General features: G+C 70.9%; 13 protein-coding genes. 6 read left to right on the top strand and 7 right to left on the bottom strand.

Annotated features, from left to right (window positions below):
- Window positions 1–179: 179 nt before the first annotated feature.
- Window positions 180–1,346, top strand: coding sequence for a type III PLP-dependent enzyme (locus tag LGR69_RS14080; RefSeq protein ID WP_007563574.1), 1,167 nt, complete (start codon window positions 180–182; stop codon window positions 1,344–1,346).
- 131 nt (window positions 1,347–1,477) lie between these two features.
- A complete protein-coding gene (locus tag LGR69_RS14075) occupies window positions 1,478–2,029 on the top strand; it encodes a GNAT family N-acetyltransferase (RefSeq protein WP_122161571.1) in 552 nt (183 codons plus the stop codon).
- A 43-nt stretch (window positions 2,030–2,072) separates the two neighbouring features.
- On the opposite strand, the gene LGR69_RS14070 is transcribed toward LGR69_RS14075, so the two are convergent.
- Window positions 2,073–2,642, bottom strand: a complete 570-nt coding sequence (locus LGR69_RS14070) for a PAS domain-containing protein (RefSeq protein WP_230366395.1) — start codon at window positions 2,640–2,642, stop codon at window positions 2,073–2,075.
- A gap of 280 nt (window positions 2,643–2,922) precedes the next feature.
- Between LGR69_RS14070 and dgcN the strand changes: the two genes are divergently transcribed.
- Window positions 2,923–3,936 (top strand): N-acetyltransferase DgcN, encoded by a 1,014-nt coding sequence (gene dgcN, locus LGR69_RS14065; RefSeq protein ID WP_230366394.1) that lies wholly within the window; start codon window positions 2,923–2,925, stop codon window positions 3,934–3,936.
- A 1-nt stretch (window position 3,937) separates the two neighbouring features.
- Window positions 3,938–4,921 (top strand): N-acetyl-D-Glu racemase DgcA, encoded by a 984-nt coding sequence (gene dgcA, locus LGR69_RS14060; RefSeq protein ID WP_007563565.1) that lies wholly within the window; start codon window positions 3,938–3,940, stop codon window positions 4,919–4,921.
- Window positions 4,922–5,042: 121 nt separating this feature from the next.
- On the opposite strand, the gene LGR69_RS14055 is transcribed toward dgcA, so the two are convergent.
- Window positions 5,043–6,713, bottom strand: a complete 1,671-nt coding sequence (locus LGR69_RS14055) for a methyl-accepting chemotaxis protein (protein ID WP_230366393.1) — start codon at window positions 6,711–6,713, stop codon at window positions 5,043–5,045.
- Between the two features lie 271 nt (window positions 6,714–6,984).
- Entirely contained in the window at window positions 6,985–7,323 is a 339-nt protein-coding gene (locus LGR69_RS14050) for a DUF1491 family protein (RefSeq protein WP_091860844.1), read from the bottom strand.
- 298 nt (window positions 7,324–7,621) lie between these two features.
- Here LGR69_RS14050 and LGR69_RS14045 point away from each other — a divergent pair, with 298 nt between their 5' ends.
- Window positions 7,622–7,879, top strand: a complete 258-nt coding sequence (locus LGR69_RS14045) for a hypothetical protein (protein WP_085985795.1) — start codon at window positions 7,622–7,624, stop codon at window positions 7,877–7,879.
- Window positions 7,880–7,965: 86 nt separating this feature from the next.
- Here the strand turns inward: LGR69_RS14045 and LGR69_RS14040 are convergent, their stop codons facing one another.
- Window positions 7,966–8,673: a peptidoglycan-binding domain-containing protein gene (locus tag LGR69_RS14040; RefSeq protein ID WP_230366392.1), complete on the bottom strand. Its 708-nt coding sequence runs from the start codon at window positions 8,671–8,673 to the stop codon at window positions 7,966–7,968.
- A gap of 27 nt (window positions 8,674–8,700) precedes the next feature.
- Entirely contained in the window at window positions 8,701–10,575 is a 1,875-nt protein-coding gene (locus tag LGR69_RS14035) for a PAS domain-containing sensor histidine kinase (RefSeq protein ID WP_091860838.1), read from the bottom strand.
- A gap of 273 nt (window positions 10,576–10,848) precedes the next feature.
- Here LGR69_RS14035 and LGR69_RS14030 point away from each other — a divergent pair, with 273 nt between their 5' ends.
- Entirely contained in the window at window positions 10,849–11,157 is a 309-nt protein-coding gene (locus tag LGR69_RS14030) for a hypothetical protein (protein ID WP_007563554.1), read from the top strand.
- Between the two features lie 133 nt (window positions 11,158–11,290).
- Here the strand turns inward: LGR69_RS14030 and LGR69_RS14025 are convergent, their stop codons facing one another.
- Both LGR69_RS14025 and LGR69_RS14020 read right to left on the bottom strand, forming a co-directional pair.
- The gene (locus tag LGR69_RS14025; protein ID WP_230366391.1) at window positions 11,291–12,421 is read right to left on the bottom strand and encodes a DUF2336 domain-containing protein; all 1,131 of its coding nucleotides are present in this window, start codon (window positions 12,419–12,421) and stop codon (window positions 11,291–11,293) included.
- 129 nt (window positions 12,422–12,550) lie between these two features.
- Window positions 12,551–12,904, bottom strand: a complete 354-nt coding sequence (locus tag LGR69_RS14020; protein ID WP_091860829.1) for a hypothetical protein — start codon at window positions 12,902–12,904, stop codon at window positions 12,551–12,553.
- Window position 12,905 lies beyond the last annotated feature (1 nt).

The raw sequence follows: 12,905 nt of genomic DNA, 5'->3' as shown, positions 1-12,905 counted from the left end.
GTCATCCCTTCCAATCCACGGCAGCTTCCGGGTGCTCTGCGCCCGCCTGGATCGACGCGTCTCCAAAGCGCGTGGGTCCGCGCGACGCATCGCCCCCTGACGCCGGCGACCCGTGGGGTCGTCACATCGACAGCGCGCCCGCGAGACGGGCGCTCGCGAACCCGTGCCGGGAGACGACCATGACCGATCGCATCCGTGATTTCCTGCGCGTGCGCCGTGACCTCGGTCAGGACGAGGGACCCGTGATGGTCCTCGACCTCGACGTCGTGCGCGACAACTACACCGCCTTCGCGCGCTCCCTGCCGGACACCCGCGTGTTCTACGCGGTGAAGGCCAACCCGGCCCCCGAGGTGCTGCGCCTGCTCGCCGAGATGGGCTCCTGCTTCGACACCGCCTCGGTGGCCGAGATGGAGATGGCGCTGGCCGCCGGCGCCACCCCCGACCGGATCTCCTTCGGCAACACCATCAAGAAGGAGCGCTGCATCGGCCGCGCGCTCAAGCTCGGCATCCGCCTGTTCGCGGTGGATTGCCAGGCCGAGGTCGACAAGATCGCCCGGGCCGCCGAGGCCGCGGCGGTCGCGGCCTCCGACGTGCGCGTGTTCTGCCGCATCCTGTGCGACGGCGCCGGCGCCGACTGGCCGCTGTCGCGCAAGTTCGGCTGCGTGCCCGAGATGGCGACCGACGTGCTCGAGCACGCCCACCGCCAGGGGCTGGAGGCCTATGGCATCTCGTTCCATGTCGGCTCGCAGCAGGGCAATACCGAGGCCTGGGACGGCGCGCTGGGCTCCGCGGCGGCGATCTTCCGTGAATGCGCCGAGCGCGGCATCTTCCTGTCGATGGTCAATCTCGGCGGCGGCTTCCCGACCAAGTACCTCAAGGCGGTGCCGGGCGTGGAGAGCTACGGCGAGGCGATCTTCCGCGGCCTGACCAAGCATTTCGGCAACCAGATCCCGGAGACGATCATCGAGCCGGGCCGCGGCATGGTCGGCAATGCCGGCCTGATCGAGGCCGAGGTCGTGCTGGTGTCGAAGAAGTCCGCCGACGCCGACGAGGTGCGCTGGGTCTATCTCGACATCGGCAAGTTCGGCGGGCTGGCCGAGACCATGGACGAGTCGATCCGCTACCCGATCCGCACCACCCGGGACGGGGACCGGACCGAGCCCTGCGTCATCGCCGGGCCGACCTGCGACTCGGTGGACGTGCTCTACGAGCGGCAGCTCTACCCGCTGCCGGTCTCGCTCTCGATCGGCGACAAGGTCCTGATCGAGGGCACGGGCGCCTACACCACGACCTACGCGGCGGTGGCCTTCAACGGCTTCCCGCCCCTTCAGCAGATCGTCATCTGAATCTGCGTAGGACATGTCCGGCGGCCCCGAGCCGCCGGACGTCGATCTCCAGCCTCCATCTTGGCGAAGGGCGTTCGGCCCTCCGGCAAACGTCTGCTTCTCCCGCTTGTCGGCCCGGGGAGGGCACAGTCATGATCGAGATCCGCGCGGAGCGCATCCATGACGTCCCGGCGCGCGAGCGCCTGCTCGACGCCTGTTTTGCCGGCAACCGACGCGCTCGGACCTCGGAGCGCCTGCGCGAGGGACGGCTGCCCGCCCGCGGCCTCGCCTTCGCGGCGACCCGGCGCGGCCGCCTCGTCGGCACCCTGCGCCTGTGGCACGTCGAGGCCGGCCTGGCCCGTCCGGCGCTGCTGCTCGGGCCGCTCGCGGTCGATCCGGAGATCCAGGGCCAGGGCCTCGGCTCGGTGATGATGCAGGCCGCCCTCGGCCGGGCGGAATCGCTCGGCCACGGCGCCGTGCTGCTTGTGGGCGATGCGCCGTACTACACCCGCTTCGGCTTCGACCCCGCGCTGGCGGAGGGCCTGACCCTGCCGGGCCCGTTCGAGCGCGCGCGCTTCCTCGGCCTGGAGCTGCGCCCGGGCGCGCTCGCCGGCGCCGAGGGCATGGTCCGGGCCACCGGCCGCGTCGCGCCGGCCGAGACGGTGGCGGACGAGGCCGCGGTGGCGCGACGACGCGCCGCCTGATCGCGCCCGCCGCGACCGGTCCCGGTGAGCGCCGGGACCGGCGTCAGTGAAGCGTGTCGCCGTTCTCGAGCGTCGACGAGACCGGCGACACCGTCATCTTCTGCGCGATCTCCTGGCCGACCCGGAACAGGGCCTCGCGCAGCGGCGCCAGCGCCGACTTGCCGCCATCGACCTCGATCAGGCCGTGGGCCATCAGCAGGTGGTCGGCCACCAGGTCGAGGGTGGAGGCCGGCGCGGTCGAGGGGCGCGGCGGCGGCGGGACGAAGCGGCCGAGGCCGCCCTGCGCGGACAGCGCCTCGCTGCCGGGGACGAGCTCGGTGATCGAGCCGAGGAAACCCAGAAACGTATGGTCGGGCGGCCCGTAGGAGGGCACCGCGCCGGCCGCCGCCCAGATCGAGCCGCCGCCGTCGCGGGACAGGCGAAACCGGACGATGAACTCCGCCTTGGCCTGCGCCGCCTCCTTGATGACCGCCCGCAAGACCGCGCCGTCCTCGGTGTTCAGCCGCTCGAACCACCCCTGGCCCACGGCGTCGCGCTGATTCTGTCCGGTCAGGCCGTGCCATTCGGGGCTGACATAGGTCAGGGCCCCCGCGGCGTCGGTCATGAAGATCATCGGAGGGCCTCCGGTTGCGGATGGCGGCTCGATCGGCACAAGTCGCAAATCGGGAGCGCGGGGTGCAACGGCAATCGTGCTCGCGGGCGGCCCGTTCCGGTCGCGGCCGGTCGAAAGTGCGAAACGCGCGGATAAATCCGGCGCCGCGGCGGAGGGCATAGGCCGGCGACGCGCCGGGCGGGGGCGGCGTCCACCGCCCTGGCCGCCATCGTGCATTGCGCCGGGCAGCCGCGATCCCGCATAGACGGGGCGCCGGTTTCCCCAGAAGGTTTCCCGACCGATGCAGATCGCCACGCCCTATCTGATGTTCCTGGGCGACGTGCCCGACACGCTGGCGGCCAAGACCGCCTACGGCATCAAGGATTGGCGCCCCGAGTGGTGCGTCGGCCAGATGCGGCTCCCGGGCTGTGCCGCCGATCTCGGCATCCCCGACATGACCCTGCCCGAGGCCCTGGCCAAGGGCTGCCGGACCCTGGTGATCGGCGTCGTCAACGCCGGCGGCGTCCTGCCGGACCATTGGGTCAAGGAGATCGTGGCGGCGATCGAGGCCGGGCTCGACGTCGCGAGCGGCCTGCACGTCAAGCTCGGTGCGGTCCCGGCCATCGCCGAGGCCGCCGCGCGCCGCGGCCGGCAGCTCCACGACGTGCGCCACACCGACGAGCGCTTCCCCACCGGCAAGGGCACCAAGCGCGCGGGCCGGCGCCTGCTCACCGTCGGCACCGATTGCTCGGTCGGCAAGAAGTACACCGTGCTGGCCCTGGAGCGCGGCATGCGCGAGCGCGGCCTCGACGCGGATTTCTGCGCCACCGGCCAGACCGGCGTGTTCATCTCCGGCCGGGGCGTCGCCATCGACGCCGTGGTGGCCGACTTCATCTCCGGCGCCGTCGAGACGATCTCCCCCGAGGCCGCCCCGAATCACTGGGACCTGATCGAGGGCCAGGGCTCGCTGTTCCACCCCTCCTTCGCGGGCGTCAGCCTCGGTCTGCTGCACGGCGCCCAGGCGGATGCCTTCGTGGTCTGCCACGAGCCCACCCGGAGCACGATGCGCGGCGTGAAGCACCCGCTGCCGACCCTCCAGCAGGTGATCGACCTCACCGTGCAGCTCGGCAGCCTGACCAACCCGGCGATCAAGCCGGTGGGGATCTCCGTGAACACGCAGGCGCTCGGCGAGAGCGAGGCGAAGGCGCTGCTCGACAAGCTCGCCGCGGAGCACAGCCTGCCCGCCACCGATCCGGTGCGCTTCGGCGTCGCCGGGCTGGTCGACCGGATCGTCGCCGATTTCCCGGAGGTCTGACATGGCCCGCCGCCTGACCCTGTCCGTCGAGCGCTTCCCGATCGCCGGCGCCTTCACGATCTCCCGCGGCAGCCGCACCGAGATCGCCGTGGTGGTGGCGACCCTCACGGACGCGAACGGGGTCGGGCGCGGCGAATGCGTGCCGTATCCGCGCTACGGCGAGAGCGTCGAGAGCGTCGTCGCCCTGATCGAGGGACAGGCGGATGCGATCGGCGCCGGGATCGGGCGGGACGAACTCGCGACGCGGATGAAGGCGGGCGCCGCCCGCAACGCCCTCGACAGCGCCCTGTTCGACCTGGAGGCCAAGCTCCAGGGCCGCCGGGCCTGGGAGATCGCCGGGCTGGCCGCCCCCGCCCCGGCGGTGACCGCCTACACGCTGAGCCTCGGCACCCCCGAGAGCATGGGCGAGGCCGCCCGGGCGGCCTCCCACCGTCCGCTGCTCAAGGTCAAGCTCGGCGGGGCCGGCGATCCCGAGCGCATCGCCGCCGTGCGGGCGGGCGCGCCACAAGCGCGGCTGATCGTCGACGCCAACGAGGCGTGGCGGCCCGAGACCGTCGAGGCCAACCTCGCGGCCTGCCTGGAGGCCGGCGTCGCCCTGATCGAGCAGCCCCTGCCGGCCGATGCCGACGCCCTACTCGCCGAGATCCCGCACCCGGTCCCGGTCTGCGCCGACGAGAGCCTGCACGACCGCGCCGGCCTCGACGCGCTGGCCGGCCGCTACGACGCGATCAACATCAAGCTCGACAAGACCGGCGGCCTCACCGAGGCCATCCTGCTCGCCCGCGAGGCCCGGGCCCGGGGCCTCTCCGTCATGGTCGGCTGCATGCTCGGCACCTCGCTCGGCATGGCGCCCGCCACGCTGCTGGCGTCCCAGGCCGACTTCGTCGACCTCGACGGCCCGCTGCTCCTCGCCCGCGACCGCGACCCGCCGCTGCGCTACGACGGCAGCATCGTGCACCCGCCGGAGGCGGATCTGTGGGGGTAGAGGCGCGCGCCAGCCTCCAATGGTCGGTCACCCGAAGCGGCGTTGGATCGGTTCTCGTCCATCCCGGGCTTTGCGGCGGGCCCATGAAGGCGGCCCGCCTCGAAGCCGTAACCGTCCCGGTTCAGGCCGCCCGGACGGTCGAGAGGAACCGGAGGACCTCGCCGTTCAGGTGCTCGGACTGGCGTGACAGCTCGGAGGCCGCCGACAGCACCTGATTGGCCGCCGATCCCGTCGCCTCCGAGGCGCGCGCGACGCCCGTGATGTTGCTCGTCACCTCGCTGGTGCCGGCGGACGCCTGAGCGACGTTGCGGACGATTTCCTGCGTGGCCGCACCCTGCTGTTCGACGGCGGCGGCGATCGAGGTTGCCACGCCGTTGATCTCGCGGATGCGGGTGGTGATCGAGCCGATCGCCGCCACCGCTTGGCCGGCCACGCCCTGGATCTGGCTGATCTGGCCGCTGATCTCCTCCGTCGCCCGTGCCGTCTGAGTGGCCAGTTCCTTGACCTCGGTGGCGACCACCGCGAAGCCCCGGCCGGCCTCGCCGGCGCGCGCCGCCTCGATGGTGGCGTTGAGCGCCAGAAGGTTGGTCTGGCTCGCGATGTTGGAGATCAGCCCGACCATGTCGCCGATCCGGGAGGAGGCTTGGCTGAGGGCCTGGACGAGCTGCATGGTCTGGTCGGCCTCGCCCACCGCCGTCTGGGCCAGATCGGACGAGCCCGAAACCTGACGCCCGATCTCCTGCACGGACGATCCGAGTTCCTCGGCCGCCGCAGCGACCGTGTTGACGTTGGCGGCGGCTTGTTCGGCCGCCGCGGCGACCGAGCCGGACTGGTTGGCGGTTTCCCCCGCCGTGACCGTCATGGTCTGTGCGGTCGTCTGAAGCTCCGTGGCGGCCGAGGAGACCATGCCGACGATACCGCCGACCGCGTCCTCGAAAGCATCGGCCATCTGGCGCATCCCGGCCTTGCGCTGCTCCTCGGCGGAAGCGCGGGCCAGCACCGTTTCCTCTTCCAGTTGCCGCGTCCGCACCAGGTTCTCCCGAGACGCCTCAACGGCGGCGGCAATGGAGCCGATCTCATTGGTGCGGTCCGTGTAGGGCACCGAGGCCTCGACATCGCCGGACGCCAAATTCCGCATGCGCAGGATCAGGCGGTTGATCGGGCGCGTCACGCCGACGAGCACATAGACGATGCCGGCGAGCCCAAAGGCAAAGGATGCGCAGCAGAGCAGGCCGATCATCCAGAGGGCATGCTCGTAGGACGCTTCGGCCTTGGCCTTGGCGTCATCGCCCCCCGAGACATTCAAGGCCGTGCTGCGGTCGAGGGATTGGATCACCTCGTCGAACGTCTTGCGCGACGTCTGGAAGAGCGTGTTCAAGATGCCCTGATCTTTCGCTTGGGCGGCGGCCATGATCTTCGCACGAAAGCCGAGATACGCGGTCCAGTTCTGTTGATAGACCTGCCACGCGGCCCGTTCATCCGCGCTTGCGATGAGCGGCTCGTAGCGCGTGGCGACGGTTTCGACCTCCTTGAGGCGGCGCGCGGATACCGAGTCCAGTTCGGAAACGGGCTCGAGCGCGGTCACATAGCGGGCATCGGCGAGCCGGAGTCGTGTAATCCTGTATTTCAGGTCGCCCAGTGCCTGCACGCTGGGCATCCAGTTGTCGGAGAGATCTCGGGCATTGGCGTTGACGGCGCGCAGCTGCAGCACACTCATGACGCCTTGCGCGAGGAAGCCTATCGCGAGCAGCCCGATCAGACCTCTCAGAACGAACGATATCTTCATGTCCATCACCAGATCCCCGTCAGGCTGGGCGTACAAACACTCCATAAACTGACAGTTAAATTCGGAACATGGGTTTCCGGTCGAAATAAGCGTAAGCTGGCTATTCTATTCGCTGAAGCCTGGCTATTTGCATATTCGTCAGACAACCGCGGGGATGAACCGGTTGTTACTCGGGCGAATATCGGAAATATATATTTGAATACGCCGGAAAGACCGATATGCCGCGGTCCGGATGATATGAAAGCGGCCGAGAAGGTATCGTCTCGAAGACGGAAGCTTATTCGGCCAGCTCCAAGAAATGCCGCCCCTGCCGATCGTCGATCTCGATGATCCAGAGGTCGGAATCGAACCGGATCTCCTTGGTCAACCGCTCCTCGACGTCGAGCGGCGTGCCGCCCGTGATCAGGGCGGTGAAGCGGCGGTCGCCGCTGTCCTCGGCCTCGAACAGGGCCTGGGGGGCGGGGCCGTAGAGGTCGGCGGTGCCGTCGAGACGGTCGACCTTCACGAAGATCGCCCCGGCCTCGGGAGAGCCGCGCCGGCGCAGCACGGCCGGGATGCCCTCGACCCCGAGGCGGCGCAGATGGGCGGAGACCCAGAAATCGGAGCGCAGGCGCATGCGTGTCGGGCCTCCCGGAAGCGTCCCCGGGATGCGCGAAAGCGCCGACCGGTGCAACCGGACGATCGGCTCGGAGCGCCTCGTCGCTGCGGTATCCTCACATACGATGGAGGGCGCAAAATATTCCCGAAAGAATTTCCGAGATATTCGGGATTAAAACCAAATTTATCGATGTGTGTTTCCGCACATATACTCTGAAATCTGATGATTAACTGAGCATAAGCCGCTCAAAACTGCAGGAGGCGGCGCGGAAAGGAGCATCTGCATGCCGAGATTCGCTTGGATTGCTGCACTGGTCATGACGTCGGTGTTCACCGTGAGCGCGCCGGCCAGCGCCGGGGCGGACACGCTGATGGATCTGCTGGGCAATCGCGAGTCGCGGTCGTGCCCCCGCTACCAGCGGACGCCGAGCGATGCCTGCAACATCGTGGTCCATCGCCCGGGCGGAAATCCGACGCAGGATATGACCGGGTCGATCGGTCACGCGAAGTCGTGGCAGGGCAATGGCGGCCCGCGCTGCAAGACGATCTGCCGCTTCACCGGCACGCAATACTGAGCGCATCGCACCGGCGGGACCTCGTCGGTCGTCGTTGTCACCACGCGCCGGCCGCCGAATCGGTCTTCGCCCCGGCGGCGGGCGCTCTACCCCTGGCCGCCGGCGCGGGACATCAGCGCGCGCAGGGTCTGCCCCGACGCCTCGCCGGTCACCGGCAGCTTGGCGCTGCGCTCGAACTTCTCGATCGCCGCGCGCGTGCCCGGCCCCATGGCGCCGTCGGGCTTGACCGGATAGCCGAGCTTCGAGAGCGCCTTCTGCGCCCGCAGCACCGGATCCGCGTCCTTCTCGGACTTCGCCGGTTTCGAAGCCTCCTTGGGCGCATCCTTCTGCACCGGCTTGGCCGTGCTCCGAGCCGGGACGGCCCGGGGCGTCACCGAGGCGGTGGTCTCGTCGGAGCGGATCAGCTCGGCGATCGGGTCGCGGGCGGCCTGCTTGGCGGGGGCGGTCCGGTCGGGCTGCGTCGGTTCCTTGGCGACATCCCGGATCGCCTCCTTCGGGGCCGCCGCCTCGCGCGGGGGCGGGGCCTTCTGCGCGGCGACCTTCGGCAGGATCGGCGCCGGATGGCGGCCGGACTGGTGCCCCAGCGCGTTGAAGCAGATGAAGCCCGCCGCGCCCACGGCGACGAGGCTGCTCAGCACCGTGCCGGGGCTGTTCCGGCACGAGGCGCCCGTGGCCTTCAACGCACCGACCAGCACGCCGCGCCAGTCGCTCGGGGCGGCGGCGGCCCGGCGCGGCGCCGGACGGCGGGCGGAGCGTGCCTCCCCCGGAACGGTGATCTCGCGGTAGCCTGACATCGTGTCTCCTTCTCGCGGATCGATGGCTCAGCCGGCCCGACGCAGGGTCGGCTCCGAGGCGGCCGGCTCGGCGTCAAACAGGCCGAGCGGCAGGCGCACCACCGACCGGCGCGGGGGGCTGGCGCCCCGCACGGCGGTGCGGATCGGGGCCGGGCCGGCGGCGGCGGCCGGATCCCGGCAGACCAGAGGCAGCGTCACGGTCACGACGGTGCCGGCCTGGGGCGCGCTCTCGATCTGCAGCGCGCCGCCATGCAGGCCGACCAGGCCCTGGACCACCGAGAGGCCGAGGCCGGTCCCCTCGTGCTGGCGCTTGTAGCCGCCGCTTCCGGCCTGGAAGAACGGCGTGCCGAGCTTGGGCAGGTCGCCCTCGCCGATGCCGACCCCGGTATCGGCCACGACGATGTCGAGCCCGTCCGGCCCCGGGCGCAGGGACAGGTCGACCCGGCCGCCCCGCGGGGTGAACTTCACGGCGTTCGAGATCAGGTTGATCAGCACCTGACGGCAGGCGGTCGGATCGGCCGTGATCTCGATCGGTCCCGACACGGCGGCCACCAGGGTGACCCCGGCCGCCTCGGCCTTGAGGCGCATCAGGTCGCAGCAGGACCGGACCAGCGCGGCGGCATCGAAGATCTCCGGCGCGTAGTCGAAATTGCCGCTCTGGATCCGGCTCATGTCGAGCAGCGTGTTGACGACGCCGAGCAGGTGGTGGCCGGACGAGCCGATGATCCCGGCATATTCCCGCGCCTGATCCGGGCTGAGGCTGATCGCGCCTTCGCCGGCCAGCACCTCGGAGAAGCCGATGATCGCGTTGAGCGGCGTGCGCAGCTCGTGCGTGACGTTGGCCAGGAACCGTCCCTTGATCGCGTCGGCGCGCTCGGCCTCGGCGCGGGCGCGCTCCAGCTCCTCGGCGTGGCGGTGATGCTCGGTCATGTCGCGGGTCACGGCCACGACGGTCATGGCCGCATCGTGGGGGCCGTGCTCGATCCGGTGGGCGCGCATCTCGGCATGGATCAGGCGGGCGCCGTCGGGACGGCCAGCGGCCGGCTCGACATGCAGGCGCAGCGGCAGGGTGGCGGGCCGTCCGGTCGCGGCGACATCGCTGACCGCTTTAAGGAAGGCCGGCCGGTCGGCGACATGGACCCGCTCCAGCAGGCCGTGGCCGCGCAGCCGCGCCGCGTCGCTGCCGACCAGGCGGCTCGCCGAGACGGAGGCCTCGAGCACCCGGCCGTTGCGGTCGTGCCAGGTCACGAGGTCGTCGATCGCCGAGAGCAGCAGCCGGTCGCGGGCCTCGTTGTCGCGCAGCCGCTCGCGCCAGGTGCCCTCGTTGCGCATGTGCTCCAGGGCCTGGGCGGCGACGTGGCCGATCGCCGTGATCGCGAAGACCGGCAGGGCGACGCTGGCCGAGATGTCCATCATCGGCACGGTGCCGGCCCAGGAGCCGAGGGAGACGACACCGAGCACGCCGAGCACGGCCAGGACGGCGGCGGCCGCCGTGGCGCGCATCGAGCCGGAGACCAAGGCCTCCAGGGGGATCGCCACCAGCCAGACCGCGGCCGGGGAGGCGGCGCCGCCGGTGAGGCCGGCCAGGCAGACCACCAATCCGGTCAGCCCCGCCGACGACACCGCGTGCGCCACCCAGAGGGAGCCGGTGCGGGCGAGCAGGACGGCGGCCAGCACCGGCAGCAGCAGGCTCGCGATCGCCAGCACCTCGATGCCCGACGGGACGCCGCGCCAGACGAGATAGGGCGGCAGCGCCGCCATCATCACCATGCCGGTGGCGAGGCGCGACATCAGGAAACGCTCATGCCGGAACCGCACGCTCGCATCGTCCGCCACGGATTCGTGGACCAGACCCGCGAGGCGGTCGTCGAGCAGAGAAGTCAGGGCTTTTTTAACAGGCAAGGCTCACACGCGCCGCGGTGAATGCCAATCGACATTCCTCGCGCCTCCGGCTCGACTTCAAAACGACTACCGGACAGTCGCAGGGGCGGCTTAAACGAGTGTTGCGGGACTTGTCCGATTGCTCGGGATGCTTTCCGCAAGGTAACCAGACGCCCGGGAATGGGCTTCGTTCACCATGGACGCCGAAAACCGGGAGGGTTGCGGCGGAGTTCACGAAACCCGACGCATTTTCGGGTTTCGATAGCGCGCGATGTCCGCGAAGGAGCCCGTCCGATGACCTTCCTGTTGCGCGCCGCGCTGGTGATCGGCGCGCTCTCGTATCTGGCGATGCTGCGTAACGGTACGGATCCGGCCGCGGAGACGCGCAAGCTCACCGGATCGGCGGTCGCGGGCGCCAAGGCGGCCTTGCCGGCCGCCCTCGAGGCGGTTCCCCCCGAGAGCCGGGCGGTGCGCGCCGTGCTGGCCCGGGGCCTGATGGCCGAGTTGAGCCGCCGCGCCGGCGTGGACGAGCCCGCCTCGAACGACACGCTGGAAGCCTCCGACCGGCAGCCTGCCTGGCATGGTCCGGCGGAGCCCCGCTGAACCGACATAGAGCCACGGGTTCCCAAAGGGCCTAGCCCTTTGGCGGGTTATCAGGGCGGAGCCCTGATGAGGAAGGGCTTCGCCCTTCACGCGCACAAGGGCTGTGCTCCTTTGGATCCCTGACCTTTGTGCGTCAGCCGGCCTCGCCGCCGGTCGCCCGGAAGGCGCGCATCGGCAGGGGCGGGCGCTGCGCGCCGGCGCGCTCGGGGCCCTGACGCAGCTTGGCCTCCGGGCCGTGCAGCGGCTGGTGGGCCTCGCTCCGTCCGCGCTCGGCGAGGGGGGTGTCGAGGATCGCCGCGATCAGGTCGCGCGAGGCCGGCCGGCTCACGGTCCGGAACAGGCGCACCAGCCCGGCCACCCGCTCGGCGGACCGCGCCACGCCCTGGTTGAGCGTGAGGAAGATGTAGACCGCCTCCTCCTCGTGCAGGCCGGCGGCGCGCAGGCCGAGCGTCAACAGGTCGTAGCGCGCGCCGGGTTCGGCGACCACGGTAAGAAAATCGTGCGCCAGGCCGAGGCCGTCGGCCAGGGCCGCGATGAAGGTCGGGACGTCCTGGTTGGAAGAGAGGCCGGTCAGCGTCTCGCCGAGGCCGCGCGGCGGGGGCGGGCAGGGGCGCAGGGCGGCGGTCGCCTCGACGGTCCGGCCGATCACTTCGCGGCGGATCGGGTCGGCATGGAGGTAGAGCGGCACGAGGTCGGCGGCCGAGACGTCGGGGCGGGCGAGGAGGAGGCGCGCCAGTTCGGCGACGCCGCGGCCGCGGCTCACCAGCCGGGCCAGCGCTGCCCCGCGCAGGGTGATGCCGAGATTGGCCGCGAGGGCGAGGTCGATCTCCGGACGGCCTTCGCGGGAGAGTTCGTCGACCGCCTCGCGGCTCAGCCCGACCCGGGCCGCGATGCGGGCGGCGATGTCGGAGCCGTCGGCCAGCGCGGCCTCGATCAGGCGGTGGCTCAGCACAGGGGCCAACGTCACCACCGTGTCGCGGACGGTGCCGCCCCGGACGGCGAGGGCCTCCAGGACGGAGGGGGGCGTTTCGGGGAAGGGGGCCAGCTTGCGGGCGACGACCTCGGCGGTCTCGTCGTCCACCGTGGGGATCAGGCCGCAGGCCAGGGATTCGAAGATCTCGACCTGGGCCCGATCCCGGCCGGGCGACCGGACGAACAGGTCGGTCTGCACCCGGAGGATCACCGGCTTCAGATCGAGATTCTCGATCCGCGACAATTCGAGGAGCCCGGACAGGTCCGGCGGAGCGTCGACGGATGGGGGCATGAGGATCGGGTTACGCAAGACTGCAGTAAGCTCACGCTAACCGCATCGACGTGAATCGACCTTTAAGCTGCCCGCATCGGCACCGTGCCGTCCTGCACCATCCCGGTACTGTCCGGCTCCGGCTCCGGGTCAGTGCGTCAACCAGAGAGCGATCGCTAGCACGGCCGCGATCGCCACGATGGCGCCGGCATAGGCCGGGGTGATCCAGGGCGTGCGCTGCTGCATGACGCCCGCTGCCGCCTTCTCGGAGGGCGCGCGCTCGGTCAGCCGCGCGAGCCGGACCCGCTGCGGTGTCGGGGGCGTGCCTCCGGCCTCGTCGCAGGTGCCGAGCGGGGCGGCCCCGACATCGACATGAGGGATCTTGTCGCCGGTCCGGCCGCTGTCGATGTCACCCTTGAGCTGGGCCGAGGTCGGGTTCTCGGAATCCGGCGGGGCATCGGCCGGCAGGTTTCCGGGCGGCGGCGGGGTCTCGGATCGCAGCATC

Source organism: Methylobacterium brachiatum, from assembly GCF_020523825.1.
GTDB lineage: Bacteria > Pseudomonadota > Alphaproteobacteria > Rhizobiales > Beijerinckiaceae > Methylobacterium > Methylobacterium brachiatum.
Note: the sequence above shows the minus strand (reverse complement) of the source record. Positions and strands in the feature narration are given on the sequence as shown.

What these genes read in the sequence shown, in the direction of transcription:
- LGR69_RS14030 (WP_007563554.1), top strand. Translation starts at nt 10,849, where the DNA reads ATGACCTTCCTGTTGCGCGCCGCGCTGGTGATCGGCGCGCTCTCGTAT.
- LGR69_RS14040 (WP_230366392.1), bottom strand. Translation starts at nt 8,673, where the DNA reads ATGTCAGGCTACCGCGAGATCACCGTTCCGGGGGAGGCACGCTCCGCC.
- LGR69_RS14025 (WP_230366391.1), bottom strand. Translation starts at nt 12,421, where the DNA reads ATGCCCCCATCCGTCGACGCTCCGCCGGACCTGTCCGGGCTCCTCGAA.
- dgcA (WP_007563565.1), top strand. Translation starts at nt 3,938, where the DNA reads ATGGCCCGCCGCCTGACCCTGTCCGTCGAGCGCTTCCCGATCGCCGGC.
- LGR69_RS14020 (WP_091860829.1), bottom strand. Translation starts at nt 12,904, where the DNA reads ATGCTGCGATCCGAGACCCCGCCGCCGCCCGGAAACCTGCCGGCCGAT.
- dgcN (WP_230366394.1), top strand. Translation starts at nt 2,923, where the DNA reads ATGCAGATCGCCACGCCCTATCTGATGTTCCTGGGCGACGTGCCCGAC.
- LGR69_RS14045 (WP_085985795.1), top strand. Translation starts at nt 7,622, where the DNA reads ATGACGTCGGTGTTCACCGTGAGCGCGCCGGCCAGCGCCGGGGCGGAC.
- LGR69_RS14075 (WP_122161571.1), top strand. Translation starts at nt 1,478, where the DNA reads ATGATCGAGATCCGCGCGGAGCGCATCCATGACGTCCCGGCGCGCGAG.
- LGR69_RS14050 (WP_091860844.1), bottom strand. Translation starts at nt 7,323, where the DNA reads ATGCGCCTGCGCTCCGATTTCTGGGTCTCCGCCCATCTGCGCCGCCTC.
- LGR69_RS14055 (WP_230366393.1), bottom strand. Translation starts at nt 6,713, where the DNA reads ATGGACATGAAGATATCGTTCGTTCTGAGAGGTCTGATCGGGCTGCTC.
- LGR69_RS14080 (WP_007563574.1), top strand. Translation starts at nt 180, where the DNA reads ATGACCGATCGCATCCGTGATTTCCTGCGCGTGCGCCGTGACCTCGGT.
- LGR69_RS14070 (WP_230366395.1), bottom strand. Translation starts at nt 2,642, where the DNA reads ATGATCTTCATGACCGACGCCGCGGGGGCCCTGACCTATGTCAGCCCC.